Source organism: Ravibacter arvi (assembly GCF_039540405.1).
Taxonomy (GTDB): Bacteria; Bacteroidota; Bacteroidia; order Cytophagales; family Spirosomataceae; genus Ravibacter; species Ravibacter arvi.
Genome location: NZ_BAABEY010000018.1, coordinates 204562 through 229607, shown reverse-complemented (window position 1 = coordinate 229607; position 25046 = coordinate 204562). Strand labels below are relative to the sequence as shown.

Below are 25046 nucleotides of genomic sequence, written 5' to 3'. Positions count from 1 at the left end.
GCCGTTGCAAAAATACGAAAATCTCTATTCGCAATTATGTATTTTTGCAATTCTTTTGAATAAATAGTCATGAACAAACCTAATTCACTCCTGATGAAGCACTTAGTTTTTGCGCTCGCAATGCTTATTTCCTGTACCAGCTCCTCTACCGCCTACCTGGAGAAAGGAAAAGCACTCATGCGGGAAGGAAAAACCAAGGAAGCCCTGGAATTCACCAACAAGGCGATCAATTCGGACGACCAGAATTCAGAAGCATTTAATATGCGCGGCGTGATTTATTTCGAAATGAAAGAATTCGACAATGCGCTGCTCGACTACAACCGCGCCATAGAGCTGGAACCCACGGCTTACCGGCCCTATTTTAACCGCGCGCTTCTCTACACCTCCAGGAACCAGCTCGACAAAGCACTGACCGACTACAACAAGGCCCTTGATATTGCGCCGGATACCTCGGATATCCTGCTCAACCGGGGCCAGGTGCTTTCCTTCATGGACAGCATCCCGGCGGCGACAAAGGATTTCGATAAGGCGGTAAAGCTCCAGGACAACAACGTACTGGCCTGGTACAACCTCGGCAACGCCCATTACAGGCAGCAGAATTATGAACGTGCGATTTCCTCTTTCAAGCGCGCTACCCAGCTTGACCCCCGTTTCGGCAAGGCCTATTACGGTCTGGGAATGGCCCAGTATATGAAAGGAGAAAAAGAAGTGGGCTGCCTTTCCCTTAAAGAGGCCCAGCGGCTTGGCTGGCAGGATGCCACCCAGGCACTCGCCCTGCATTGCGGAGAATCATCTTCCGCACATCCCTCAAATTAGTACCGAATCGTTTTACCAACCCCTGATATGCGTTACCTTGCTATTGTCTTTGCGCTTTGTTTCATACTCAGCGCATTCGTCCAGCTGAACGACCCTGACCCTCTCACCTGGATCGCGCTCTATTCCGTACCGGCAATTGCTTCTCTTATTTTCCTCCGGAAAAAACTGCCCTCACTTGTATACTTTGTACTGGCAGCTGTTTACCTGACAATTGCCATCCTGCAGTGGCCGCCGGAATTTGAAGGCTTTCTCTTCGGTGAGGTAAAAACCATGCGCAGCCTCAATATTGAACTGGCAAGGGAATCTTTTGGCATGGGCATCGTAGCCGTGGCCATGCTGGTGCTGGGCCTCAGCACCCGTAGAACCGAAAAAAAGTAGCTGCCGACTGCCTTCAAAGCACCCAGGAAACCTCCTTGATGTCAAAGATGCGCGTGCCGGAACCTGTAAAAATGATCAGCCTGCCTTCGGGCGTAATGCCCGAGGGTACTCCGCTGAAAACCTGTCCGTCGGCTATAAACTCCCGGGTTTCATTCAGCCCGAAAAGCTGGTTGAGATACCGGTCATCCAGTACCTGCCAGTCTCCCGCCGGAAGAATGGCGAGACTTTCTTCAAGAAAGCAAAGCAGGCTCCCCATCTGCTCCTCCAGGTCGAAAGCCCGGCCGGTAACAGCCGACAGGGAAGTTGTGCGCGGATTATCGAAAGCTGTTTCATTCACGTTCAAACCGATCCCCACCACTGAAAACGCGATCATCTGCCCCCGGATCGTATTTTCAATCAGGATTCCGGCAACCTTCTGCTTCCCGATCAACACGTCATTCGGCCATTTCACCGACACCCCCGGACCGGCGACAGAAGCGACAAAACCGGCGACACCCAACGCAATACATTGGGAAAGCCTGAACTGATCGGCAACACGCAGGTTTTCCGGTTTCAGGATAAGAGAAAACATCAGGTTCGCGCCTTTACGGCTGATCCACCGGTTCCCCTGCAACCCCCTCCCCGCCGTCTGTTCGTCGGCAATAATGATTTCCCCGTTTTCGGCCAGACCTGACCGAACTTTATGTGTCGCTATGTCGTTAGTTGAATGACAAGATGTCAGGTAAATTATATTTTTACCCATAAATCTTGTTTTCGGAATGGGTTTGTACACTTTTTGGGGTTTATTTTAATACTTTTACATTTTAACAAACTACCTGAGAAGTGAATCGAATCAGGGGCACAAAATTACTGAATGAAACAACATAAAAAGAAAGAAGTTTCCTCACACGACCTCAGCCAGACTGTCGTCAAGGGAATGCACGAAAAAAAGGCCCTGGACGTGGTTGTACTGGACATGAAACATGTCAAAAATGCCGTCGCAGACTATTTTGTAATAGGCACAGGAACTTCAGATACCCATATTCATGCCATCGCTGACTCGGTCATCGATGAAGTGAATAAAACAGGCTACACAGAAGGGGTACATTCGGAAGGAATGACCAATCGTGAATGGATTCTCATCGACTATCTGGACGTTGTCGTACACGTTTTTAACAGAGAAAAACGCGGATACTATGACCTTGAAAGCCTTTGGGGAGACGCTATCAGGATCGAGGCGCCCGAAACAATAGCTTAGCCTGTCACCCGCATGCCGTATTCCTGTCGGCGGGCCTTTCAAATCAATTTTGAATCTATTACGCTGGGATTATAATGTCAGATAACGAAAACAAAAGAAACCCGATGAATCCGAAGGGGACTCCCCGGGGATATCAGAGCTGGATCATCATTTCGCTGATTGCAGCCATCTTAATTATTACTTTTCTCAACAAAAGCACTTCCACCGATATCAGCCAGAAAAAGTTCGAGAAAATGGTGGCGGACAAGGAAGTCTCCAAGGTCACCATTGTCAATGACAACCTCGTCGAGGTAACCCTTACCGAAGAGGCGTTGAAGAAAGAAAAATACCAATCGGTGGGTAAGGATAACAACTACCTGGGCCCCCGGTCGGGACCGCATTATCAGTTCCAGATCACTTCTGCGGAAACTTTCAAAAAGGACCTCGCCGAAATGCAAAAGGAGACGCCGGATACCGAGAAAATCGAATACAAAATTGACACGAGAAGCGACCTGATGACCTGGCTGGCCAACTGGGGGATTTTCATCATTATGATTGTGGTGATGTACTTCCTGTTGAGCAGAATGACCGGCGGCGTCGGTCCCGGCGGCCAGATTTTTAACATCGGCCGATCCCGTGCCACTCTTTTCGATGCGGAAAACAAGGTAAAAATCACTTTCAGCGATGTGGCGGGCCTGGATGAAGCCAAAGAGGAAATCAAGGAAATCGTCGACTACCTGAAAAGCGCGGACAAGTTTAAAAAGCTGGGTGCAAAAATACCGAAGGGCGCCCTTCTCATAGGTCCTCCGGGTACGGGGAAAACGCTTCTGGCGAAAGCCGTGGCAGGAGAAGCCGGTGTGCCCTTCTTTTCGCTTTCCGGTTCGGATTTCGTGGAGATGTTCGTAGGCGTAGGGGCCGCAAGGGTGCGTGACCTCTTCAAACAAGCCAAGGAAAAGGCGCCTTGTATCATCTTTATCGATGAAATTGACGCCATTGGCCGGTCGAGGGGAAGAGGTGCCATGCCCGGCGCCAACGACGAACGCGAGAATACACTCAACTCACTCCTGGTGGAAATGGACGGCTTTGCGACCGATTCAGGCATTATTATCCTGGCAGCGACCAACCGTCCGGACGTGCTCGACTCAGCCTTGCTGCGCCCCGGCCGTTTTGACCGGCAGATTTCGGTGGACAAACCCGACGTGATCGGGCGCGAAGCCATATTCAGAGTTCACCTGAAGCCGCTTAGCCTCAACGAAGATGTTGACGTACAGAAGCTGGCCGTTCAGACACCCGGTTTTGCGGGCGCCGAAATAGCAAACGTATGTAACGAGGCGGCCCTGATCGCCGCGCGTCGCAACCGTGACTCGGTAACCATGCAGGACTTCCAGGATGCGATGGATCGTGTCATCGGCGGGCTTGAGAAAAAGAACAAGCTGATTTCACCCGAAGAAAAACAGATTGTTGCCTATCACGAGGCCGGGCATGCCGTAGCAGGATGGTTCCTGGAGCATGCCGACCCATTGGTAAAGGTGACGATCGTACCACGTGGCGTGGCCGCACTCGGCTACGCCCAATACCTGCCGCGCGAACAGTATCTTTACCGCTCGGAGCAGCTGTTTGATGAAATGTGCATGACCCTGGGTGGCAGGGCGGCCGAAGATGTGATTTTCGGCAAGATTTCTACCGGCGCGCTAAGTGACCTGGAACGTGTGACCAAAGTAGCTTACAGCATGGTTACCATGTACGGCATGAACGACAAAATCGGGAACATTTCGTTCTATGACTCCAAGCAATCGGAATATGCGTTTACGAAGCCATATTCAGAAGCAACGGCCGAAGCGATAGACCAGGAAGTGAGAACACTGGTTGACCAGGCTTACCAGCACGTAAAAAAGCTGCTCTCAGACAAAAAGTCGGAGCTTGAAATGATCGCTCAGGAATTGCTCAAAAAAGAGATTCTTTTCCAGAGCGACCTGGAGCACCTGATCGGCAAACGGCCTTTTGAAAAGGAAACCAGCTACCAGGCCTATATCAACCGCAAGGCCAAAGAGGAAGAAGAAGTGGTCAAGCATGCGCACGAACAGGCTGAGAATGAGCAGCACGAGCCTCTGGTAGGACAAGCTTCAGAAAAAGATTCCGGAAATTCATAGTATCCGGTACGGATGGCGGGCGTTTATTAGACGCCCGCCATCTTTATTTAAGGGATTCCGGTGCCAGTTAAGCCGCTGCTATGACTCGCTTGTTTAAAACATTGACCGCATTTCTTTTGTCCTCCGCTTCGGTGCTGTTCTGCAACACTGCTATGGGGCAGAAAGAGGTCATGTTCGATCAATATATCGAAGCCCCCATTGCGATCAACCCGGCCTATACCGGGATGCAGGAGCACTTCAATCTTAACATCCTCCTCCGCAGAAGATGGTTTTCGATCCCATCTGCACCCGTCACCCCCACTCTTTACGCGGACGGCACTATTGCCAACGGCAGAGTCGGCCTGGGATTCAGCGCCATTAATGACCAGATGAGCCCGTTTTCCACGACCGGGTTTTACGGAAGTACTTCCTATATCCATACCACCCATTCCGGCTGGAAATTTTCACTTGGCGTACAGGGAGGCATAAATGTTTTGCCGGTGTATGGGAACGGGTTTTCCGGCCGGAAAGTAATGGGCAGCTTCGGCGTTGGCGCCTGGGCTCAGAACGACCGGTTTTACGTGGGCCTATCTAAACCGGAATTACTTTCCCTGAACTTCGGTACCCAGCAAAACAGCTGGAATTATAACCTGCCTCTGTACGGCACAACGGGCGGAAAAATTGACCTGAACGAAGATTTTGTCCTGGTACCCAATGGAACGGTAATTTTCTCCGGTAATTTCCGGAATGAAGTTCATATAGGCACCAAACTGTGGTACAATAAAATGATCAGTGCCGGCGCCTATTTCCGTTCGGGGGAGGTGAACCGTTTTCACTTCGTAGCCGAGGTTCAGATCGGGAAAAACATACGCGTGGGCTATGCTTATGACTCCCGCACGGTAGAGAGCCGATACAACGTTGTAGGGGTAGGCGTACCGGGTATGCATGAGCTAATTTTCAGGTTTGTACCCAACCCCGTCAGGTTTAATTATTACTAAAATACGTTTTTTTAAATATTCTTATTAAGACAGGTTTTTTGTGTTTTTTTAAGGTAACATAGCGTACCTTTGTAACCACGCAAACATTTGACCAATTACATGCTGCGGCAATGGACAACTATTCATTTATAGCCAATTCTGAAATAAATTACATTGAGGGTTTGTACCAATCTTACAAAGCTGATCCAAAGTCGGTTAGTGAGGATTGGCAAAAATTTTTCGAAGGTTTCGACTTTTCTCTGAAATTCGCGCCGGGACAAAATGGCAGCGCCGTGAAAGGCGCTGATGCCCATACACCGACCGCCGATCCGGAAAGGATCAACAAAGAAATGGAAGTGGTCCACCTGATCCGGGGTTACCGGTCCCGGGGGCACCTTCTTGCCAATACCAACCCGATCCGCCAACGGAAGGACCGGGCGCCTCAGCTTTCCCTGGCTGACTTCAAACTTTCAGAGAGTGATCTTGACACCGTTTTTGAAGCCGGTATAGAACTTTTCGGTAAAGCCGCTACACTGCGTGACATCGTTGCCGGCCTGCAGCGGGTTTATACCAATACCATCGGTTTTGATTATTACTATATCCGCAACCGTGAGGAAAAGAAGTGGCTGCGCCAAAAGATTGAGCAGGATAACCTGAACCGGTCGTACTCGATCGAGGAAAAAAAGCACATCCTGTCGAAACTCAACGAGGCGGTCGTATTTGAAAACTTTCTGCATACCAAATTCCTGGGGCAGAAACGCTTTTCTCTGGAAGGGGGTGAAACTACCATCCCGGCCCTGGACGCACTGATCAACAAAGCGGCTGACCTGGGCGTTGCCGAAGTGATGATCGGGATGGCGCACCGCGGACGACTCAACGTGCTGGCCAATATCATGCAGAAAACCTACGACCAGATCTTCAACGAATTTGAGGGCAACATGCCGGATCAGGTTTGGGGTGACGGCGACGTAAAATACCACATGGGCTACGCCAGTACGGTAACCACCCGGAACGGTCATACCCTGCATCTCCGCCTGGCACCCAACCCGTCGCACCTGGAGGCAGTGAACCCGGTTGTGGAAGGGGTAGTCCGTGCCCGGGCCGACAGCATGTACAACAGCGATTACGACAAAGTGATGCCGGTGCTGATCCACGGCGACGCCGCAATCGCCGGACAGGGTATCGTGTACGAAGTCACCCAAATGGCAAACCTGAAAGGGTATTTCACCGGCGGGACCATTCATTTCGTGATCAACAACCAGGTTGGTTTTACAACCGACTTCACCGACGCACGTTCCAGCGTTTACTGTACCGATATCGCCAAAATCATTGATGCGCCCGTACTCCACGTAAACGGAGATGACCCGGAAGCGGTGGTATACTGTATGCAGCTGGCGGTTGACTATCGCCAGAAGTTCAACAAAGATATTTTCATTGACATGGTCTGCTACCGCAAGCACGGCCACAATGAGTCGGACGAGCCGAAGTTCACCCAACCGGTACTTTACAAGCTTATCGACAAGCACGCCAATCCCAGAGAAGTTTACAAGAACTACCTGGAACAAAGAGGCGATATTTCGCATGACGTGGCGGTGAAGATGGACAGCGAGTTCAAAGCGCTGCTGCAGGCCCGTCTTGACAAGGTGAAGCAAAAGGAAATTCCGTACGTAGTTCCCAAACTCGATCAGGAATGGAAAAACCTCCGCAAACCGGTTGAGGCCGACTTCGACCAATCGGTAGAAACCGGTGTTAACAAGGCCACGCTGAACGCGATCGGAAGAGCGATTACCACGCTGCCGGAAGGTTTTTCTGTCATCAAGCAGACCACTAAGCTGCTAAGTGACAGAAAAGAAATGATTTTTGACAAGAAAGTCGTCAACTGGGCTACCGCAGAATTGCTGGCTTACGGCTCCATTCTGGCCCAGGGCAATACCGTTCGGCTTACCGGGCAGGACGTGGAGCGGGGAACCTTCTCGCACCGCCATGCCGTGCTTAAAGACGCTGACAACAACGCTTCATACAACAGCCTGAACCATATCCAGGACGATCAGGGCAAGTTCATGATCTACAACTCGCTGTTGTCCGAATATGGCGTGCTTGGTTTTGAATTCGGTTATTCAATGTCCAACCCCAACGCGCTCGTTATCTGGGAAGCACAGTTCGGTGACTTTGCCAACGGTGCTCAGGTAATGATTGACCAGTTTATCTCTACCTCGGAAACCAAATGGAACCGCTGGACGGGCCTTGTTATGCTGCTCCCGCACGGCTATGAAGGCCAGGGACCGGAGCACTCCAATGCGCGCCCGGAGCGGTACCTGCAATTGTCGGCCGGGAACAACATGTACGTAGTGAATATAACCACTCCGGCCAACTTCTTCCACGCCCTCCGCAGGCAGCTTGTCGCGCCTTTCCGCAAGCCTTTGATTGTGATGTCGCCCAAATCCCTGCTGCGACATCCGTTGTGTATGTCGCCTATTACCGATCTGACCGACGGTCGTTTCCAGGAAACTATCCCGGATACCTATGCCGATCCGAAGAAGGTACGGAAGGTATTGCTGGTCACCGGGAAACTCTATTACGAGCTGCTGCAAAAACAACAGGAAGACAAACGCGACGATGTGGCCATTATCCGTATCGAGCAATTGCATCCTTTCCCGAAAAAGCAGGTGGATGCCTACCTGGCGCAATACAAGAAAGCAAAAGTGTACTGGGTACAGGAAGAGCCCAACAACATGGGTGCCTGGACTTACCTGCTCAGGTCGTACGAGCCGGCTCGTTCGTTCTCGGTAATTGCCCGCAAAACCAGTGCCTCGCCTTCGACAGGCTTTTTCAAAATCCATAATGAAGAGCAGTCCGCGATTATCAACGAAGCATTCGAATAACAGTTGACTCATAGTCATTCCATATAACCAATAATTATCCGATCAACTTACGGTCAATCGACACTTGAATCATGGCTGAAATAGAAATCAAAGTACCGCCGGTCGGCGAATCCATAACAGAAGTAACCATTGGTAGCTGGTTTAAGAAAGAGGGGGATTTTGTTAAATTGGATGAGGTTATTTGCGGGCTGGATTCCGACAAGGCTACCTTCGAACTCGCCGCCGAGTCAGAGGGAATTCTTCACATCAAAGCTCAGGAAGGAGATACTATTCCCATCGGTGAGGTAATCGCTACCATTGAAGCCAATGGTCAGGCCGCAGCTCCTAAAGCGGAAAGCCAACCGGCAGCAGCAGCTCCTCAAGCCCAACCTTCCGAACCTGCGAAGGCTGAAGCAGCTCCCGCACCGGTAGCGGCGGCACCTGCGCAAGGAGGCGGCGTAATAGAAATGAAAGTTCCCGTGGTGGGAGAATCCATCAGTGAGGTAACCATTGCCAACTGGACCAAAAAAGACGGCGATCCCGTACAGCTCGACGAAATTATCTGTGAGCTGGAATCAGATAAAGCTACTTTCGAGCTACCTGCCGAAGCCGCCGGAATTTTACGCCATGGTGCTGCCCAGGGTGACACTTTGGCGATCGGTGAGGTGATTGCCCGTATTGAAACAGGTGGAGTAGCTGCCCAGCCGGCGGCTCAGAAAGCTGCCGACTCCTCGGCAACGGCAGCGACTCCGGTACCTGCTCCCGCTTCTGGCGGTGTTACGCCGGTGGCTGCTAATATACTCGCAGAAAAAGGTATAAATCCTTCGGACATAAAAGGGACCGGCAGCGGTGGCCGGGTAACCAAAGAAGATGCCCTGAACGCTACGCGCCCTGCTCCTGCAGCGGCTGCTCCTGCGGTCCCATCGGCGCCCGCTGCGGCTTCCACCGCAGCCGGAGACCGCGGTGGACAGCGTCGTGAGAAGATGTCATCACTGCGTCGCACAATTGCCAGAAGGCTGGTAAGCGTGAAAAACGAAACCGCGATGCTGACAACCTTCAACGAGGTCGACATGAAACCGATCATGGACCTTCGGAACAAATTCAAAGACAAGTTCAAAGAGAAATACGAAGTAGGGCTCGGGTTTATGTCATTCTTCACCAAGGCCGCCACGATAGCGCTGAGGGACTTCCCGGCAGTAAACGCCTACATCGACGGTGACGATATTTTGTTTAACGACTTCTGTGACGTTTCAATTGCAGTTTCAACGCCCCGCGGCCTGGTCGTTCCGGTAATCCGCAACGCTGAGAAGCTTTCGTTTGCAGAAATCGAGAAGGAAATTATCCGCCTCGCCGGGAAAGCGCGCGACGGCAAACTCGGTATGGACGAAATGACCGGGGGTACTTTCACAATCACAAATGGTGGTGTGTTCGGCTCTATGCTGTCAACGCCTATCATCAATGCGCCTCAATCTGCCATTCTCGGCATGCACAATATTGTTGAGCGCGCAGTGGTAGTTAATGGTGAGATTGTGATACGTCCTATTATGTATGTTGCACTTTCCTACGACCACCGCATCATCGATGGAAAGGATTCGGTAAGCTTCCTCGTGAGAATCAAGCAGATTCTTGAGGATCCGACACGGTTACTGTTCGATCTCTGATATTTCGGAATCAGCGTTCAAATACAAAAAAAGTGGCCTTGGCCACTTTTTTTGTTCAAGCCGGGCAGTCATCCCGACCGCAGTGGAGGGATCTCCCGCTCCCAGTACCCAATCCCTTTCAGAGGGCTTTTTTTACCAGCAGGGAGATCCTTCAGCTCCACTGCGTTCCGTTCAGGATGACCATCCGGCAGATGCGCTAGCATTGACAACAACAAGTTTAAAGCCGCTCCAACCGGAGGGTCATCCCGACCGCAGTGGAGGGATCTCCCTCTCCCTGCACTCAGTCTATTCCGCCAGACTTCTTAGTACCAACAGGAGATCCTTCAGCTCCACTGCGTTCCGTTCAGGATGACCATCCGGCAGATGCGCTAGCATTGACAACAACAAGTTTAAAGCCGCTCCAACCGGAGGGTCATCCCGACCGAAGTGGAGGGATCTCCCGATCCCTGCACTCAGTCTATTCCGCCAGACTTCTTAGTACCAACAGGAGATCCTTCGACTCCGCTGCGCTGCGCTCAGGATGACCATCCGGCAGATGCGCTACCATTGACAACAACAAGTTTAAAGCCGCTCCAACCGGAGGGTCATCCCGACCGAAGTGGAGGGATCTCCCTCTCCCAGTACCAAATCCCTTTCAGAGGACTTTTTTCTTGCAACAGGAGATCCTTCGACTCCGCTGCGCTCCGCTTCAGGATGACCATCCGGATGACAACCTCGGGCATGCCTCGGCATCGAAACTACTTGAACCAGTGTGACGGTTTACACCCCTCCTTATGCCTCGTATCAATGATCGAATGAATTTTCCATCCCGGGGCTGTTTTCACGAGCTGGATGGCATTTACACCGCAATGGCTGAGCTGCCCGTTTAAATTAAAGAGGTAGGGCGCCCATACCGATGCGAGCTTACCATCTACCCGCACCATATCGAACATAATCCGTTCGTCGAGGGCTCCGGCATGCTGCCTGCCCACAGATGCCACGAAAGCATCCAGCGAGACACCATTTGTCCGGGCGGACCTCCCGTCAATTTCGACAACGGTATGAAGCAAGGCGCCGGGTACAAAGGCAGCCCTTACCGCCGTCGTATCGGCCTCCCGCATGCTATTGAACAAGTAGACTACCGCGTCCATTACCTCACGTTCTTCTGATTGTGCGTGCGCAGCAGAAGCAAAAAAAATCAAATTCCAGAAAAGAAGGTATTTCGTCATCATCCTAAACTTACCGGACAGCCCCCATCCAACGTTTTAAAACGGGTGTAAACAGTAATAATAAAACCCCTACCCCAATGGAATAATAGCCGATCTGCTGCAATATATCACTATAATAAGGCAGAGAGGCCTCCGGGTCGTTGACAACCGCTTCCGGGACAGCCATAAGGGCGCCTATTTTGGCCGCTACAAACTCACCCAGCGCCGATGCCAGGAACCAGATCCCCATGATCAGGCCTACCATGCGATGCGGCGACAATTTGGTCACCATCGAAAGACCGATAGGCGAAATACACAGCTCGCCACAGATAATGAAGAAGTACCCTGCCACCAGCACCCATAGCGGGATTTTACCGCCAACGGCCATTCCCGTCCCCATAAAAAACGTCAGGAACCCAATACCCACCAGGACAAAGGAAAGCGCAAATTTGACGGAAGTACCCGGTTCAAGTCCCCGCTTGCTGAGCCATAGCCACAACCATGCGAAAACGCTGCTGAGTACGATCACCCAGGCCGGCGGAATAAAATTATTGACCGACAAGGCCGGCAGCGAAACACTTCCGACCACCATGTCTACGTTCCGGATCGCGAACAAATTCAGTGACCCCGCATTTTGCTCATAAAAAGCCCAGAACACCACCGAAAAACTGATGAGTACCGTAGCTGCCAGGAGCTTCCTGCGCCCTTCGGGGTCCAAACGGAAAGCCTCGTAAAGCAAATACAGGATGGACGCTACACCAAGTACCGGCATCGCTTTGTCCATCAGCTCATGCCGGTGAAAAAGAGCGATAATCACCGGAACGGTAAGCAGAGTAAGCAGGTAAACCGCCCAATCTCTGCGCAGGAATCCGCCCAGCTTTTCTTTGAGCTCCGCCGGAGCGGGAGGCAAGCCAACCGCTCCCAGGCTTTTCCGGCCAAAGTTGAAAATCAGCGTGCCGACGATCATAAAAACACCGGCAATCCCGAACCCGGCATGCCAGCTCCAGGCATGGGCTACCCAGCCGCAAACCGCCCCTCCCAACGCAGCACCTACATTGATCCCCATATAAAAAATGGAAAAGGCACTGTCCTTGCGCGGATCGTTGTCAGCGTATAACCCGCCCACCATGGTAGAAATATTCGGCTTAAAGAAGCCGTTTCCGCAGATGATAAGGGCCAGCCCGGTAAAGAAGCTCCACGCGACCGGCAACGCCAGAACCAGGTGCCCGAGGCTCATCAATATCCCGCCGAACAATACCGCCTTTTGCCCGCCGAGGAGCCGATCTGCAAGCATGCCCCCTAATACCGGCATGGTGTACACAAGCGCTGCGTAGGCCCCCAGTATGGCGTAGCCCGTCTCCTCCCCGAGACGCAGCTCCATTACCATATAAGCCAGAAGGAGCGCCTTCATCCCGTAGAAAGAAAAACGCTCCCACATTTCTGTAAAAAAAAGCAGGTAAAGCTGCCTGGGATGCCGCGAGGCGGTTTGATTCGCGCTTCTGAAACGGTTTGTCTCAGCACTGGAATTGGTCATAAATGCTTTTTAGTGGGGGCGGAATAAAATTTAACCTTGAAAAAATAAGCATTATTCTTGTTATCCCCTATTCCATTCGCGCAAAATACCTCCGGTCTCTTCACTTGAATACAATGCGGTTGGCCCACTCGACCTGATCCGGGTTGATGTTGTGGCCGGCGTTCGGGTAAACGGTTTCGGTCACGTCGGCCTTCATCTCTCTGAAAATGTTGCCCGTGGCATATACGCGTTCCACCGGCACATGAAAATCCGGATTGCTGGTGGATATCAATAAAGGCATCCCTTCAAAATTCCCGGCATATTTACTTCTGTCTATCTTTTGACCAATTACACCGCCTATCAGCGCAACGGCGCCCCCATAACGCCGCGCGTTACGGGCAAGGAACTCGAGGGCCAGGCAGGCTCCCTGCGAAAACCCGAAAAAATAAATATCCGCTTCGCTGACGCCCTTCGAAAGGGCATGGTTCACTGTCTGTCCGACGATATCAATCGCGGATGACAACCACGGCTCATTTTCGGCCGACGGCGCCATGAAAGACAACGGATACCAGGTATTATTGGTCGCTTGAGGAGCCAAAAGCGCATAGCCGGACACTGCCAGGTGTGAGGATAGTGTAAGAATATCTTCGGCAGTTCCGCCGCGGCCGTGCAGCATAATCAGCACCTTCACGCCTTCCGCCAGGGGTGCACCGGCCGTCTTTATTATCAGTTGATGACTCATATCAGGAAAAATCCGTTGGGGTGTGTATAACAGGTAATAGCCGCTCCAATCGCTCGCGGTCCAGTTCAAAGACCATAGGCAACATCAGTGAAGTGCCCAATGATTCCCTGGTTTCGTCTACTTCGAAGCCCGGGCCGGAAGTCGCTATTTCAAACAATACGCCGCCCGGTTCACGAAAGTATATCGACGAGAAATACTTTCTTTCCTTTACCGGGGTAGGCTGCAGGCCGAAAGCCACAATCCGCTCCCTCATCTCAAGCTGCGTATCCCGGTCCGGTGTCGCAAAAGCCACGTGGTGCACGGAGCCGCGACCGCCAAGACCTTTCAGAACACCGGGCATGCTAATCAGGTCCACGTATTTACCGGGCTCGTCCGATACCCCGAGACGAAGCCTGCCGGCGCCTTCCCGGATCACGGTGTGCGCCATCTGCGAGGTCAGAAAAGCGGCGGAGCGTTCTACGTCATCCAACCAGATTTCCACGTTGTGAAAACCCTTGATCGCCCATTCCACCGGGATCGAACCGTTGGAATAGCCAATACGCCTGTCGTTGCCGGTAAATACCAGCTCAAGTCCGAGGCCATCCGCGTCCTCCAGGTACACCACAACCTCGCCGCTGAACCGCTCCTGCGGGTGCTTGTAAGCTATATCAAAGCGGTCGAGGCGTTCCAACCAGAAATCCAGGCCATTTATATCCACAGAAAACGCAGTAGTATTCATCATACCCTTCCCGTGCCTGCCTTTCGCCAGGTCACTACCATAAGGAAAGGTGGTCATAATGGTACCGGGACTGCCCGCTGTATCACCGAAATAGAGGTGATAAACTTCGGGATTCTCGAAATTGACCGTGGTTTTGACCCGTCTCAACCCCAGAATGCCGTTGTAAAAATTAAGGTTCTCCTGGGCGTCACCACTTATCGCCGTAACGTGATGCAGCCCTGTAATCAATTCTCTCATTATTATTGCCTGCTAGGGTGCCAAACGTCCTGGTAAACTTCAGGTTTTCTCTTAAACTGGGTATGCACATAAGGACAAAGCGGGACCACCCTAAGGTGGTTTTCACGGGCATAGGACACCAGCCGGTCCAGCAACAGCCGCGCAAAGCCCTTTCCTTCGTGCTCGGGGTTCACTTCGGTATGGTACACGATCAGGCGGTCATCAGCCACTTCTATATCCATTTTCCCGGCTTTCTGATCATCTGAAAATAACTGTATCTCGCCGGTACCGTTATTCAGAACTACTTCCAATTTTTCCATGTCGATTTTGCGTTAAAGTTTGGGCAACACTTTTTCAATTTCAGACCGGACCGACTCATACCGTTTGGGCAATTTCAGGCCGGTACCTAGTTCCTTAATCGTTTCATCCCTTGTAAAACCGGGATTATCCGTCGCGATTTCAAAAAGAACACCGCCGGGTTCCCTGAAATAGAGCGAAAAGAAATAGTCGCGGTCAATCTTTGGTGTGATATCCAGCCCTGCCGAAAGCACTTTTTCCCGGAAATGCATCAGGATTTCGTCATTAGCCACCCGGAAGGCTATATGGTGGTTGGTTCCGCCGGCACCGCGCCCGCGAGGCGCTTTCGCATCCTCATAAATATCGAGGATATTGGCTGTATCAGCGGCGTCAGTGGCAAGCCTGATATGGCTGCCTTCCTGCCCGATCTCCTTATACCCGAGCACTTCGGTCATCACCTTCATCGTAGGCGCAGCCTTGTGCAGCGTCAGGGTTACGTTATGAAAACCTTTCAAGGCATAATCCGCTCCTATTTCGTCGGTCAGCCAGCCTTTCCGATTATCGGGAGCCGCACTTTCCACAAAAACGAGCGGCAGGCCGTCCGGGTCGGAAAAACCGATCAGCTCTTCGCCGAACCTCTCTCCTGTTACTACATTCACGCCGTTTTGCGTCAGCCGGTTTTTCCAAAACGCCAGGCTCCCCCTGGGAACACTATAACCGATGCTTGTCGCCATGCCGGCTCCGTTAATTCCTTTCCCGATTCCTTCCCAGGGAAAAAAGGTCAGAATGGTACCCGGTGTACCTATCTCGTCACCGTAATAAAAATGGTAGGTGCCGGGGTCGTCAAAGTTAACAGTTTTCTTAACCAGGCGTAATCCGAGGACCCTGGTATAAAACCCGTGGTTTCTTTTCGCATTGTCCGCTATCGCCGTGATATGGTGCAGACCTGATATTTTGTTTTCCATAGTGGTTTCTTTTTTCTTCAAAATTGCACCCTGCAAAGGCCTGAATGCATTGATCTACCTCAAGAAAGGAAAATTTTACCGCGTGAAATGAAATAGCCGAGCCGCATTTCACAGGAGAAATCGTTCGCCCTTATTTTTTCAAAAATGCTAATTTCATAGTTTTATACCGGCAGAAAACTCCCCATTAACCAACTGTAAAAGAACTCAGTACCCTTCTATTACTCCTGACTAGGCATCTTCAGAACTATGAAAAGCAATCTTTCCGGACTCAACAGGATTCCCTCGCTGGACATAGTCCGCGGCCTGGTAATGGTTGTTATGGCGCTCGACCATACCCGTGACCTCATTCATAACGCCTCGATCGGAAGCGACCCCACCGACCTCGCTACCACCACCCCGGCGCTTTTTCTGACCAGATGGGTAACCCACCTGTGTGCACCTACCTTTGTTTTTCTTTCCGGAGCTTCGGCCTTCCTCTCACTGTATAAAAAAAAGGATCTTCCGGAAGCCAGGAAATTCCTCGTCACCCGGGGCTTATGGCTGATCCTGCTCGAAGTAACGGTGGTTAACTTCGGCATCTGGTTCGACATTCATTTTGAAATGCTGTTGCTACAGGTGATTGCCGCTATCGGGATTGGTTTCATCGCGCTCGGCCTTGTTCTCCGGTTAAACCCGGCCGCAGTCGGGATAACGGGCCTGGTAGTCATCCTGTTCAACCAACTGGCAGGGGGCGCCTTTCCCGAAAGCCCGTCTACCATCCAGGCGTTATTGCGGTCACTCTTCCAGCCCGGGTTTTTCCCAGTTGGCGAGCACAGGCTCATTTTACTGGTATATCCGCCCGTTCCCTGGATCGGAATTCTTTTTACAGGCTACGGCTTCGGCCGGAACATGCTGCGGGATCAGAAATCAAGAATTCGTTTGTGCATTACCCTAAGCCTTGCCTTGCTCACAGGCTTTGTGGTTCTCCGGTTTTTAAACCTGTATGGTGACCCCAATCCGTGGGCTCCTCAAAAATCCGATCTTTTTAGCGTGTTTTCGTTTATGAACGTATCGAAGTACCCGCCATCCCTGATGTATGCCCTCCTCATGCTGGGCATTATGTTCGCACTGCTCGCTTGTGCGGAAAAACTTCGCGGGCGCGTTGCCGGCATAATACAAGTGTACGGGAAGGTCCCGCTGTTTTTTTACCTGGTTCACTGGTACCTCATTCACCTGGTCCTGTTCGGGTTGCTGTTCGCCCAGGGCTATTCCTTCAGCGAATTCGAATTCGGCGAAAATTTTGGGCGCCCCCGGGGGGCAGGCGGTTATCCGCTGCCGGTTGTTTACCTCGTTTGGGTAGGTGTTGTAGTTGCTTTATACCCGGTGTGCAAACGCTACGGGCAATATAAGGCCGCACACCCGGAAAAGGTGTGGCTGCGCTACCTCTAGCCGATTAACGCCTCAACCGGGCAGATTTACAGGATAATCTTCCTGCGGTGCTGCGCGCCCCATTTGGCCAGCGCATCGAGTACTTCATCAAGCGTTTCGCTGTAATCGGTAAGCGCATACTCAACTGTAACCGGCCGGGTGTCACAAACAGTTCTGCTTACCAGGCCGTTTTGTTCCAGCTCCTGTAGTTCCTTTGACAAAATCCGGGGCGAAATTTCAGCCTCCCGTGACAATTCACGGAAACGCCGCTTGCCGTTCCGAAGGGTCATCAGCAATACGAGCTTCCATTTCCCGCCTACAATGTCAAGCGTATCCCTGATGGCCAGGCTGGCCTGCCGGCAAGACGCTTTGGTATGAATGGTATCCATTTTGTAACCGCTATTCTTTTTGTAACAGATAACAAATATACACCATTTCGGTGTGACCTTTGTCACCATGTTTAAATAAATCACTGCATAAAATGACAAGTAAAACACGAAACACGGCCGGTTGGATCCTCACAGGGGTGATAGCCCTGCTGCTGGCCTTCAGCGCTTTCTTAAAAATCAGCCAGGCGCCGGAAGCCGTTGCCCAGGCAGCTGCTTCCGGCATAGATGCGGCCACCTTCCGGCTTATCGGGATCATTGAAATAATTTGTGTCCTGGTTTTCCTCATTCCGCGCACAGCCTTCGCCGGATCACTGCTGCTGGTTGCCTACATGGGCGGCGCTATCGCCAGCCACCTGATAAACGGTGATTCTGTGGTACTCGTAGTCGTAATTGAAGCACTGGTATGGATCACGATCCTGCTACGTTTCCCGGTAATTCAGCAACAGCTTCTGCCGCTGGTACGGTCCGACAAGTAAACAAAAGGGCCAATCCGCATGATGCGCACTGGCCCTTTTGTTTCTACACCTTTTTACGGCTATCGGCTCACTGCCTTGGCCGATGAATTGGCCACTTTCTTCTTGAAGTCTCCCTGGGAGAAATACTTTTCGATCAGGCAGTACATCAGTATAAAAAAGTACCGGCCGCCCATTTCCTTGATTTTCAACTTGGATTCGCCGAATTTTCGGTTTGTCCAGCTATTGGGAACGACCGCGTAGTTGTATCCGCGCACCATTGCTTTCAACGGCAGCTCGATGGTCAGGTTGAAATGCGGCGCCAGGAAAGGCTTAATCCCTTCTATCGTTTCTCTTTTGTATAATTTGAAGGCGTTGGTAGTATCGTTATACTTGATTCCCATCACCATTTTCACGATAAAATTGGCGACCCGGTTTACGATTTTCTTCACCTTCGGATAATCAATTACTCTCCCGCCATTGGACCATCTCGTTCCGAATACGCAGTCGTAATCACCTTCGACCATTTTGTTATAAAACTTTACCAGGTCTTCGGGATCATCCGACAAATCCGCCATAAAAACGGCGGCACAGTCGCCCGTGAAGCGTTCAAGACCGTATCGAACTGCATAGCCGAAACCGTTCGGCCCCGGGTTGGTATAATACACCAGCTCCGGGATCTCGAGCGAGAGCTCGTCCAGCACACGTAGGGTACCGTCTTTCGAATTATCGTTGGTTACGCATATTTCATGCGCTATGCCATATTTGGCGAGGGTACCATGCAGCGACCTCAAGGTCTCGGCAATAGACTCCTCCTCGTTATAGGCTGGTATTACAACACTTAACTTCATGCGTTTTTTGATGCTAATGGCCCGTTCAGTCACCAAGATCTTCCTTGGCTTTGAAATATCCCCTGACCACTGTAATGGTAGTAATCATCAGGAAAAAGGCAATAATATATTCTACGTAGTTAATGATTCCGGGGAATCGCTCTCCGAACAGGAAACCGCCGCCGGTAAGACTGCCGATCCAACAAACCGCTCCCACTACATTAAATAGCAGGTAATTGCCCCAATTCATTTTGGTCAAGCCGGCGAGAATAGGTGCAAAAGTACGAACTATCGGCAGGAAACGACTGATAACCAATGTCCTGCTTCCATACTTATCGAAATATTTCCGGGTTTTCAGGAGGTATTCTTTCTTAAAAAAGAAGGAGTCGGGCTTACTTTGCAGCCAGTCGCCGAAGTAGCGGCCGAAGAAAAAACCGGTAAGCGAACCCAATATGGCGGCTGCTAAAAGACAAGACATCAGCACCAGGATGGACACATCCAGGATTTTGGTGGCGCAAAATACGCCCGCAAGAAAAACCAGGTAATCGCCGGGGAGGAAAAAAGCGAAGAAAAGACCATTTTCGGCAAACACAATAAGGGAAATCACGATTAAGCCGCCAGTAACAATAATCTCCTCCGAATTGAGCAAAAACTGAAAAAATTCGGCTATTGAATTCATGAATTTGTCTGATACTTAACGAAAATGCCCTCCTGTTTATGGTAGCATCAAAACGGTTACCTGCCCGGCCACGGTCCGGAAGCCCGCGTAAACATGCCCAAAATTACATAATTTCTGAAAGTTCCAACCACCTGAGCTCCTTCGCGGACAGCATTTCTGAAACTTCCTCCAGCTTTTGCGACCATTCCAGCAAACTGTTGTGGTCACCGCCCGCCTCCAGAAAAGACAGGAGCTCGGCTTTCCGGGTTTCCAGCGCTGCCATTTCAGCCTCCAGGCCTTCAAACTCACGCTTTTCTTTGAATGATGCCTTTCTTTTCTGTTCCTCGGGCACCACCTCCGGCTTCTTCGGAACCTGGACCGCTTTCTCCGTTTTAGCCTCCTCCGAAGGCCGTTCGTTTTCCTCCAGCCAGAGGCGATAATCCGTGTAATTCCCCGGGAAATCACGGATCTGACCGTTGCCTTCAAAAACAAAAAGATGGTCTACCAGGCGATCCAGGAAATAACGGTCGTGGGAGACAATCAGCAGACAACCGGGAAAATTCAGCAGGAACTCTTCCAGGACATTCAGGCTACTGATATCCAGATCGTTGGTCGGCTCATCCAGGATGAGAAAATTAGGCTCGCTCATCAGCATAAGCAGCAATTGCAACCTCCGCTTTTCCCCTCCGCTGAGCTTTTCGATGTAGTCATGCTGCTTGTTGGGCGGAAATAGGAATGCCTGCAGGTATTGCGATGCGGTAACGGTTTGCCCGGTACCCAGGCGGATCACCTCTGCCTGCTCCTTGACGATATCGGACACCCTTTGCCCATCCTTATAGGCCAGTTCCGATTGGGTATAATAACCAAACCTGATGGTGTCGCCAGTCACTACCTGGCCATTATCGGGTCTGAGATGCCCGGTAATCATCTGGAGAAGCGTGGTTTTACCCGTGCCATTCGGACCTACAATCCCGATTCTGTCCCCCTTCCGAAATGTGTAAAGAAAATTGTGGATGATTTCCTTTTCGCCAAACCGTTTGCCTACGCTCTGCAATTCAATGATCTTGGAACCAAGGCGGCTTGACCGAACGTTCAGATCAATTTTATCATCATATTTTCTCTGGCCGGCTTTCTCCTTCAGGTCCTCAAAAGCGTCTACCCGGTACTTGGCCTTGGTCCCCCGTGCTTTGGGTTGCCTCCGTATCCAATCCAGCTCTTTCCGCATAAGGTTGCGCGCCTTGTCTATCTCGGCGCTTTCGATCCCCTCGCGTTCTGCTTTTTTCTCCAGGAAATAACCGTAGTTCCCCTTATAGGTATAAAGGCTTCCGCCATCCAATTCCACCGTCAGGTTACATACCTTATCCAGGAAATAGCGGTCGTGGGTTACGGTAATAAAAGTCACATTGCTGCCGTTGAGATATCCTTCCAGCCATTCGATCGTATCCAGGTCGAGGTGGTTGGTAGGTTCGTCCAGAATCAGCAAGTCGGGCTCCTCCAACAAAATTTTAGCCAGCGCTACTCTTTTTTTCTGACCACCCGAAAGCTGCTCGAATTGCTTTTCGGTATTCTGGATCCCCAATCTTCCGAGTATCTCCTTTACCCGCGCCTCGAAATCCCAGGCTTTGTGCCGGTGCATAGCGTCAAGCGTAGCCGTAAGCTGCGCCTCGTCGCCATGCAAAAGTGCCTGCTCATAGGCTTTTACCGCTTGTGCAACCGGGTTTTCATGGGCAAATACCACATCCATCACCGACAGTCCCCCCTCAAACACCGGACTCTGCTCCAGATAGCCGATCCGGATGCCTTTCCTCACGCTCACCGAGCCGGCATCGGGCCGCTCTTTACCGGCCAGGAATGAAAGCAACGTGGTCTTCCCGGTTCCATTGGTACCGATCAATGCCACTTTATCGCCCACGTTCAGACCAATTGATATATCCTTAAATAGCCACTTGTCACCAAAAGAGTGCGACAGGTTTTCTGCTGATAATAAATTCATGGGCAACGGGTACAAACCACTTAAAAAAGAAACTTCAATATATTCCGCACCGGAATAATTCCCCGGAGCATTAAACCCCCGCCTGAAAAAACGGTCTTTGGACTGTCCGGACCGCTACAGGCCAGTTCGCTTTATAGCACTTTTAACACAAATTATTTGCTGATGCCTGGTAACGAAACCGCAAAATTCCCCAAATTTGCTGCATATTATTTTAACTTACTTAAAAGAAGTGATCAAATGTTTAAAATCACAGCTATTGCGTTCTCTTTAAGCTTGTGTTCCCTGCATGCCTTTTCACAATCAGATTTTTCCAATTACACACAAAAAATCCCGGGTAGCGACCAAAAGTACGACATGGTGGCGATCAAGGGCGGAGAATATCTGATGGGTAGCCCGAAAACGGAAAAAGGCCGCCGCGATGATGAAGGTCCCCAGCACAAGGAGAAAATTGAGCCTTTCTGGATGGGCAAATATGAAATTACCTGGGATATCTACGACCTCTATTCCTTTAAAACGATGGAGGTAGAATTTGCCCAGCGTTTTCCGGATGAATCGAACAGCATAGCCAAGACCGACGGCAGCACCAGGCCCAGCCCGCCGTATGTCGATATGTCGTTCGGGATGGGACGTACCGGCTATCCTGCAATTAACGTAACACAATACGCTGCCATTCTGTTCTGCAAATGGCTATATGAAAAAACAGGCGTCTTCTACCGGCTACCTACCGAAGCGGAGTGGGAATATGCAGCGCGTGCGGGTACCACCACGGCGTATTCTTTCGGCAACGATCCCAAAATGCTCAAGGACTATGCCTGGTACACGGACAACAGCGAAGGTTCTTACAAAAAAATAGGTACCAAAAAGCCCAACCCCTGGGGCCTGCATGACATGCACGGCAACGTAATGGAGTGGACGCTTGACCAATACCATGCGGATTATTATGCAAAAAAGGCAAAAGGCGAGGTAAAAGAGGCGTTTGCACCGGTTACCGAACTTTATCCCAATTCGGTTCGCGGAGGTTCATGGGTAGACGAAGCGCCGAATCTCCGCTCGGCAGCACGCACGCAGTCCATTGCTGAATGGAAAATCCTCGATCCGCAATTGCCTAAAAGCGAATGGTGGCTGACCAATGCCTCCTTTATCGGGTTCAGGATTGTGCGCCCGGCCAAAACGCCGTCTCCCGAAGAGATTAAAGCGTACTATTCTCCTACGTTGATCGAGGACTATTGATAATCCTGTCTGTTTAGAGTAAATAATCAGCCTGGTTTACTTCTTTGATTAGCAGTAGATGTAAGATCAGCTTTGCAAATTCATAAAAACAACCGAAAAGTTTTTAATATGGAGAACTCTCGCCGAGATTTTCTTAAAACCAGTGGCCTGATTGCCGGTGGCATTGCCCTGAGCCCTTTAGCCGGGTATGGTTACAATAGTTCCGTTGACGATACCATCAAGATAGCGGTGGTCGGTTGCGGCGGCCGCGGAACCGGTGCGGTTGCCCAGGCCCTCAGCACTACGCAGAATGTAAAGCTCGTTGCCATGGCAGATGCATTCCAGGATCGGCTGGACCAGGCCTACAAGAGCCTTACCAGCAAGAAATATAAGAATGCAAAAGGTGAGGACATACCTGCTTCAGCCAAAATTGACGTTCCTGAATCCCGGCGCTTTGTCGGGTTCGACGCGTACCTGAAAGCAATTCCGCTGGCGGACGTGGTAATTCTTACCGCTTCTCCGGGCTTCCGGCCGCAACATTTCGTTGAGGCGGTGAAGCAAAACAAGCATATCTTCGCTGAAAAACCGCTGGGTACAGACGCCCCCGGAATCAGGAAAGTGCTTGCTGCTGCAGAAGAGGCAAAAAAGAAAAAGCTCAATGTAGTGGTCGGTTTGCAAAGGCACTATCAGCCCAACTACCTGGAGGCGATCAAGCGCATCCACGACGGCGCCATAGGCGATATCGTCGGAGGCCAGGTTTACTGGGTAGGCGGCAGTCCCTGGGTTCGTGAAAGAAAACCCGGTCAGTCGGAAATGGAGTTCCAGATGCGTAACTGGTATTACTTCAACTGGTTGTGCGGCGACCATATCGTAGAACAGCACGTTCACAATATTGACGTGGCGAACTGGGTGAAAAGAGGTTACCCGGTGGAAATCCAGGGAACCGGCGGGCGCCAGGTGAGAACCGGGGCCAAACACGGCGAAATATATGACCACCACATCCTTGATCTGGTGTATGCAGACGGAACGGTTATTTCAAGCCAGTGCCGCCAGTTCGAAGGTTGCTGGAACCGCGTTGACGAAGCCTTCGTAGGTACCAAAGGCCGGATCGACAGCTTCATGAACAACAATACCGTTCTGAAAGGTTACGGCGGGAATGTCATCTACCGCCACGACGGAAAGAATGACGGCAATCCCTACCAGCTTGAGCATGACGTTCTTTTTGAAGCCGTAGCCAAAGGGGAACATAAATTCAACGACGGTGAAAACGGAGCGCTCAGCACGATGGTCGGAATCATGGGCCGTATGGCTACCTACTCCGGTAACGTGGTTAAATTTGATGATGCCCTGAAGTCTGAGATTAATCTTTTCCCCGAGAAGCTCGCTTGGGATGCACAACCAAAAGTAGTGCCCGGCGCTAACGGTGAGTATCCCGTTGCTGTTCCCGGAAAAACCAAGACAGTATAAAGGATTCATTCCGAATCTGTTTCAAAAGCCCGGTCTGCGATCGGGCTTTTGTTTTGCCGCCGACCACATAATAAAAAAACAGCCCTGAAAAGGGTGTAATCCCCCTCCCACTTGACAAAATCAAAGAACTCTGATAACTTCATCGCCCAACACGCTCGTCCGTAACCACATGATCTCACTGAAAGGCATCTCTCTTTTTATTATTGTCCTGCTATTAATGGGCTGGAAAAGTTCCTGCCTGCTCACAACCCCTGAAAAAGAGACGGATCCGCTGATGCTCAGTTGTCAGAAATTCGCAACGCTCTACCAGAGTATAGGTGACAGCACAATTACGCCGGATTCAGCCGCTACCGCGTTCAAAGAACTGTTCCGGGAGTTGCGCCAGCAAACTTACACCTTCCGTCCCGCCTGCCTGCAGGAGGTCGACAGCGGATTTATATTCCCCGTTCGCGGCTATTATCCCCAAAGTTCAATCGGTGGCCGCGGGAAAGGATACCGCCCTGACGGCTTCGACTTTTTCGACTCAAGGGTCCGCAAAAGCCACCCGGCACACGACCTGTTTATCAGGGACCGGAACAATGACGCCATTGATGACGTCAGGTGTGAACACGTTGATGTGCTGGCCTTCACCGGTGGATTTGTACTGGGCACCCGCGAAAACTGGACCCCGGACAGCCAATGGCGCGGCGGCAATTGCATTTGGGTATACAACCCATGTCTAGAGTCATTGTTTTATTACGCGCATAACCATACCATCGACGTGAAGCCGGGTCAATGGATAAAGCCTGGCGAAATTTTGGGGAAAATGGGGCGAACAGGCTTTAACGCCTACCCTCCACGCTCTACCACTCATCTCCATTTCATGCAGCTGAAAATCACAGAAGAAGGGCTGCCTGTACCGGTCGACCCCTATCGCCAGCTGTTGGAGGCGAGGGTAGTGGATTGGGAATAAAGCCAAGAGCACG

General features: G+C 51.1%; 25 protein-coding genes. 12 read left to right on the top strand and 13 right to left on the bottom strand.

All coding sequences use genetic code 11. The annotated features are described in order from the left end of the window. Positions 1 to 93 precede the first annotated feature (93 nt). Both ABD852_RS09460 and ABD852_RS09455 read left to right on the top strand, forming a co-directional pair. On the top strand, positions 94 to 816 hold the full coding sequence (locus ABD852_RS09460; RefSeq protein WP_345028146.1) for a tetratricopeptide repeat protein: 723 nt from the start codon (positions 94 to 96) through the stop codon (positions 814 to 816). A 27-nt stretch (positions 817 to 843) separates the two neighbouring features. Next, the gene (locus ABD852_RS09455; RefSeq protein ID WP_345028143.1) at positions 844 to 1194 is read left to right on the top strand and encodes a transmembrane 220 family protein; all 351 of its coding nucleotides are present in this window, start codon (positions 844 to 846) and stop codon (positions 1192 to 1194) included. A 13-nt stretch (positions 1195 to 1207) separates the two neighbouring features. On the opposite strand, the gene ABD852_RS09450 is transcribed toward ABD852_RS09455, so the two are convergent. After that, the gene (locus ABD852_RS09450) at positions 1208 to 1936 is read right to left on the bottom strand and encodes a biotin--[acetyl-CoA-carboxylase] ligase (RefSeq protein WP_345028141.1); all 729 of its coding nucleotides are present in this window, start codon (positions 1934 to 1936) and stop codon (positions 1208 to 1210) included. Positions 1937 to 2047: 111 nt separating this feature from the next. Between ABD852_RS09450 and rsfS the strand changes: the two genes are divergently transcribed. From rsfS to odhB, 5 genes are all read left to right on the top strand, one after another. Continuing rightward, positions 2048 to 2431, top strand: coding sequence for a ribosome silencing factor (gene rsfS, locus ABD852_RS09445; protein ID WP_345028138.1), 384 nt, complete (start codon positions 2048 to 2050; stop codon positions 2429 to 2431). Positions 2432 to 2505: 74 nt separating this feature from the next. Then, positions 2506 to 4560 (top strand): ATP-dependent zinc metalloprotease FtsH, encoded by a 2055-nt coding sequence (gene ftsH, locus ABD852_RS09440; protein WP_345028137.1) that lies wholly within the window; start codon positions 2506 to 2508, stop codon positions 4558 to 4560. An 80-nt stretch (positions 4561 to 4640) separates the two neighbouring features. Further along, positions 4641 to 5537: a PorP/SprF family type IX secretion system membrane protein gene (locus ABD852_RS09435; RefSeq protein ID WP_345028136.1), complete on the top strand. Its 897-nt coding sequence runs from the start codon at positions 4641 to 4643 to the stop codon at positions 5535 to 5537. A 110-nt stretch (positions 5538 to 5647) separates the two neighbouring features. After that, entirely contained in the window at positions 5648 to 8398 is a 2751-nt protein-coding gene (locus ABD852_RS09430; protein ID WP_345028134.1) for a 2-oxoglutarate dehydrogenase E1 component, read from the top strand. Positions 8399 to 8469: 71 nt separating this feature from the next. Then, positions 8470 to 10038 (top strand): 2-oxoglutarate dehydrogenase complex dihydrolipoyllysine-residue succinyltransferase, encoded by a 1569-nt coding sequence (odhB, locus tag ABD852_RS09425; protein ID WP_345028132.1) that lies wholly within the window; start codon positions 8470 to 8472, stop codon positions 10036 to 10038. A gap of 68 nt (positions 10039 to 10106) precedes the next feature. Here odhB and ABD852_RS09420 read toward each other — a convergent pair whose 3' ends face one another. From ABD852_RS09420 to ABD852_RS09385, 8 genes are all read right to left on the bottom strand, one after another. Then, positions 10107 to 10241, bottom strand: a complete 135-nt coding sequence (locus tag ABD852_RS09420) for a hypothetical protein (protein ID WP_345028130.1) — start codon at positions 10239 to 10241, stop codon at positions 10107 to 10109. Between the two features lie 358 nt (positions 10242 to 10599). Further along, positions 10600 to 10770 (bottom strand): hypothetical protein, encoded by a 171-nt coding sequence (locus tag ABD852_RS09415; RefSeq protein WP_345028128.1) that lies wholly within the window; start codon positions 10768 to 10770, stop codon positions 10600 to 10602. Positions 10771 to 10775: 5 nt separating this feature from the next. Next, positions 10776 to 11249 carry a hypothetical protein gene (locus tag ABD852_RS09410; RefSeq protein WP_345028125.1) on the bottom strand — a complete coding sequence of 158 codons (474 nt, stop codon included), beginning with the start codon at positions 11247 to 11249 and terminating at the stop codon, positions 10776 to 10778. Positions 11250 to 11256: 7 nt separating this feature from the next. Further along, a complete protein-coding gene (locus tag ABD852_RS09405) occupies positions 11257 to 12759 on the bottom strand; it encodes a peptide MFS transporter (protein ID WP_345028122.1) in 1503 nt (500 codons plus the stop codon). A gap of 100 nt (positions 12760 to 12859) precedes the next feature. Beyond that, positions 12860 to 13480, bottom strand: coding sequence for an alpha/beta hydrolase (locus ABD852_RS09400; protein ID WP_345028121.1), 621 nt, complete (start codon positions 13478 to 13480; stop codon positions 12860 to 12862). Position 13481: 1 nt separating this feature from the next. Then, on the bottom strand, positions 13482 to 14435 hold the full coding sequence (locus ABD852_RS09395; RefSeq protein WP_345028119.1) for a VOC family protein: 954 nt from the start codon (positions 14433 to 14435) through the stop codon (positions 13482 to 13484). A 2-nt stretch (positions 14436 to 14437) separates the two neighbouring features. Then, entirely contained in the window at positions 14438 to 14734 is a 297-nt protein-coding gene (locus ABD852_RS09390; protein ID WP_345028118.1) for a GNAT family N-acetyltransferase, read from the bottom strand. Between the two features lie 12 nt (positions 14735 to 14746). Then, complete coding sequence (locus ABD852_RS09385) at positions 14747 to 15676, bottom strand: ring-cleaving dioxygenase (protein ID WP_345028117.1); 930 nt, start codon at positions 15674 to 15676, stop codon at positions 14747 to 14749. A gap of 246 nt (positions 15677 to 15922) precedes the next feature. Between ABD852_RS09385 and ABD852_RS09380 the strand changes: the two genes are divergently transcribed. Then, positions 15923 to 17104, top strand: a complete 1182-nt coding sequence (locus ABD852_RS09380; RefSeq protein WP_345028116.1) for an acetyltransferase domain-containing protein — start codon at positions 15923 to 15925, stop codon at positions 17102 to 17104. Positions 17105 to 17130: 26 nt separating this feature from the next. Here ABD852_RS09380 and ABD852_RS09375 read toward each other — a convergent pair whose 3' ends face one another. Continuing rightward, entirely contained in the window at positions 17131 to 17472 is a 342-nt protein-coding gene (locus ABD852_RS09375; RefSeq protein WP_345028115.1) for a winged helix-turn-helix transcriptional regulator, read from the bottom strand. Positions 17473 to 17564: 92 nt separating this feature from the next. Between ABD852_RS09375 and ABD852_RS09370 the strand changes: the two genes are divergently transcribed. Beyond that, complete coding sequence (locus ABD852_RS09370) at positions 17565 to 17948, top strand: DoxX family protein (protein WP_345028114.1); 384 nt, start codon at positions 17565 to 17567, stop codon at positions 17946 to 17948. 59 nt (positions 17949 to 18007) lie between these two features. Here the strand turns inward: ABD852_RS09370 and ABD852_RS09365 are convergent, their stop codons facing one another. From ABD852_RS09365 to ABD852_RS09355, 3 genes are all read right to left on the bottom strand, one after another. Beyond that, the gene (locus ABD852_RS09365; protein WP_345028113.1) at positions 18008 to 18775 is read right to left on the bottom strand and encodes a glycosyltransferase family 2 protein; all 768 of its coding nucleotides are present in this window, start codon (positions 18773 to 18775) and stop codon (positions 18008 to 18010) included. A gap of 25 nt (positions 18776 to 18800) precedes the next feature. Continuing rightward, entirely contained in the window at positions 18801 to 19433 is a 633-nt protein-coding gene (locus ABD852_RS09360) for a DedA family protein (RefSeq protein ID WP_345028112.1), read from the bottom strand. A gap of 103 nt (positions 19434 to 19536) precedes the next feature. Further along, complete coding sequence (locus tag ABD852_RS09355; protein ID WP_345028111.1) at positions 19537 to 21405, bottom strand: ABC-F family ATP-binding cassette domain-containing protein; 1869 nt, start codon at positions 21403 to 21405, stop codon at positions 19537 to 19539. Between the two features lie 237 nt (positions 21406 to 21642). On the opposite strand from ABD852_RS09355, the gene ABD852_RS09350 reads away from it, so the two are divergent. The 3 genes from ABD852_RS09350 to ABD852_RS09340 all read left to right on the top strand — a co-directional run bounded on the left by ABD852_RS09350 (position 21643) and on the right by ABD852_RS09340 (position 25033). Then, positions 21643 to 22635 (top strand): formylglycine-generating enzyme family protein, encoded by a 993-nt coding sequence (locus ABD852_RS09350; RefSeq protein WP_345028110.1) that lies wholly within the window; start codon positions 21643 to 21645, stop codon positions 22633 to 22635. Between the two features lie 108 nt (positions 22636 to 22743). Beyond that, a complete protein-coding gene (locus ABD852_RS09345; protein ID WP_345028108.1) occupies positions 22744 to 24081 on the top strand; it encodes a Gfo/Idh/MocA family oxidoreductase in 1338 nt (445 codons plus the stop codon). 169 nt (positions 24082 to 24250) lie between these two features. Further along, positions 24251 to 25033, top strand: a complete 783-nt coding sequence (locus ABD852_RS09340) for a peptidoglycan DD-metalloendopeptidase family protein (RefSeq protein WP_345028107.1) — start codon at positions 24251 to 24253, stop codon at positions 25031 to 25033. The last annotated feature ends 13 nt before the right edge of the window (positions 25034 to 25046 follow it).

What these genes read in the sequence shown, in the direction of transcription:
- ABD852_RS09460 (WP_345028146.1), top strand. Translation starts at nt 94, where the DNA reads ATGAAGCACTTAGTTTTTGCGCTCGCAATGCTTATTTCCTGTACCAGC.
- ABD852_RS09455 (WP_345028143.1), top strand. Translation starts at nt 844, where the DNA reads ATGCGTTACCTTGCTATTGTCTTTGCGCTTTGTTTCATACTCAGCGCA.
- ABD852_RS09450 (WP_345028141.1), bottom strand. Translation starts at nt 1,936, where the DNA reads ATGGGTAAAAATATAATTTACCTGACATCTTGTCATTCAACTAACGAC.
- rsfS (WP_345028138.1), top strand. Translation starts at nt 2,048, where the DNA reads ATGAAACAACATAAAAAGAAAGAAGTTTCCTCACACGACCTCAGCCAG.
- ftsH (WP_345028137.1), top strand. Translation starts at nt 2,506, where the DNA reads ATGTCAGATAACGAAAACAAAAGAAACCCGATGAATCCGAAGGGGACT.
- ABD852_RS09435 (WP_345028136.1), top strand. Translation starts at nt 4,641, where the DNA reads ATGACTCGCTTGTTTAAAACATTGACCGCATTTCTTTTGTCCTCCGCT.
- ABD852_RS09430 (WP_345028134.1), top strand. Translation starts at nt 5,648, where the DNA reads ATGGACAACTATTCATTTATAGCCAATTCTGAAATAAATTACATTGAG.
- odhB (WP_345028132.1), top strand. Translation starts at nt 8,470, where the DNA reads ATGGCTGAAATAGAAATCAAAGTACCGCCGGTCGGCGAATCCATAACA.
- ABD852_RS09420 (WP_345028130.1), bottom strand. Translation starts at nt 10,241, where the DNA reads ATGCTAGCGCATCTGCCGGATGGTCATCCTGAACGGAACGCAGTGGAG.
- ABD852_RS09415 (WP_345028128.1), bottom strand. Translation starts at nt 10,770, where the DNA reads ATGCCGAGGCATGCCCGAGGTTGTCATCCGGATGGTCATCCTGAAGCG.
- ABD852_RS09410 (WP_345028125.1), bottom strand. Translation starts at nt 11,249, where the DNA reads ATGATGACGAAATACCTTCTTTTCTGGAATTTGATTTTTTTTGCTTCT.
- ABD852_RS09405 (WP_345028122.1), bottom strand. Translation starts at nt 12,759, where the DNA reads ATGACCAATTCCAGTGCTGAGACAAACCGTTTCAGAAGCGCGAATCAA.
- ABD852_RS09400 (WP_345028121.1), bottom strand. Translation starts at nt 13,480, where the DNA reads ATGAGTCATCAACTGATAATAAAGACGGCCGGTGCACCCCTGGCGGAA.
- ABD852_RS09395 (WP_345028119.1), bottom strand. Translation starts at nt 14,435, where the DNA reads ATGAGAGAATTGATTACAGGGCTGCATCACGTTACGGCGATAAGTGGT.
- ABD852_RS09390 (WP_345028118.1), bottom strand. Translation starts at nt 14,734, where the DNA reads ATGGAAAAATTGGAAGTAGTTCTGAATAACGGTACCGGCGAGATACAG.
- ABD852_RS09385 (WP_345028117.1), bottom strand. Translation starts at nt 15,676, where the DNA reads ATGGAAAACAAAATATCAGGTCTGCACCATATCACGGCGATAGCGGAC.
- ABD852_RS09380 (WP_345028116.1), top strand. Translation starts at nt 15,923, where the DNA reads ATGAAAAGCAATCTTTCCGGACTCAACAGGATTCCCTCGCTGGACATA.
- ABD852_RS09375 (WP_345028115.1), bottom strand. Translation starts at nt 17,472, where the DNA reads ATGGATACCATTCATACCAAAGCGTCTTGCCGGCAGGCCAGCCTGGCC.
- ABD852_RS09370 (WP_345028114.1), top strand. Translation starts at nt 17,565, where the DNA reads ATGACAAGTAAAACACGAAACACGGCCGGTTGGATCCTCACAGGGGTG.
- ABD852_RS09365 (WP_345028113.1), bottom strand. Translation starts at nt 18,775, where the DNA reads ATGAAGTTAAGTGTTGTAATACCAGCCTATAACGAGGAGGAGTCTATT.
- ABD852_RS09360 (WP_345028112.1), bottom strand. Translation starts at nt 19,433, where the DNA reads ATGAATTCAATAGCCGAATTTTTTCAGTTTTTGCTCAATTCGGAGGAG.
- ABD852_RS09355 (WP_345028111.1), bottom strand. Translation starts at nt 21,405, where the DNA reads ATGAATTTATTATCAGCAGAAAACCTGTCGCACTCTTTTGGTGACAAG.
- ABD852_RS09350 (WP_345028110.1), top strand. Translation starts at nt 21,643, where the DNA reads ATGTTTAAAATCACAGCTATTGCGTTCTCTTTAAGCTTGTGTTCCCTG.
- ABD852_RS09345 (WP_345028108.1), top strand. Translation starts at nt 22,744, where the DNA reads ATGGAGAACTCTCGCCGAGATTTTCTTAAAACCAGTGGCCTGATTGCC.
- ABD852_RS09340 (WP_345028107.1), top strand. Translation starts at nt 24,251, where the DNA reads ATGATCTCACTGAAAGGCATCTCTCTTTTTATTATTGTCCTGCTATTA.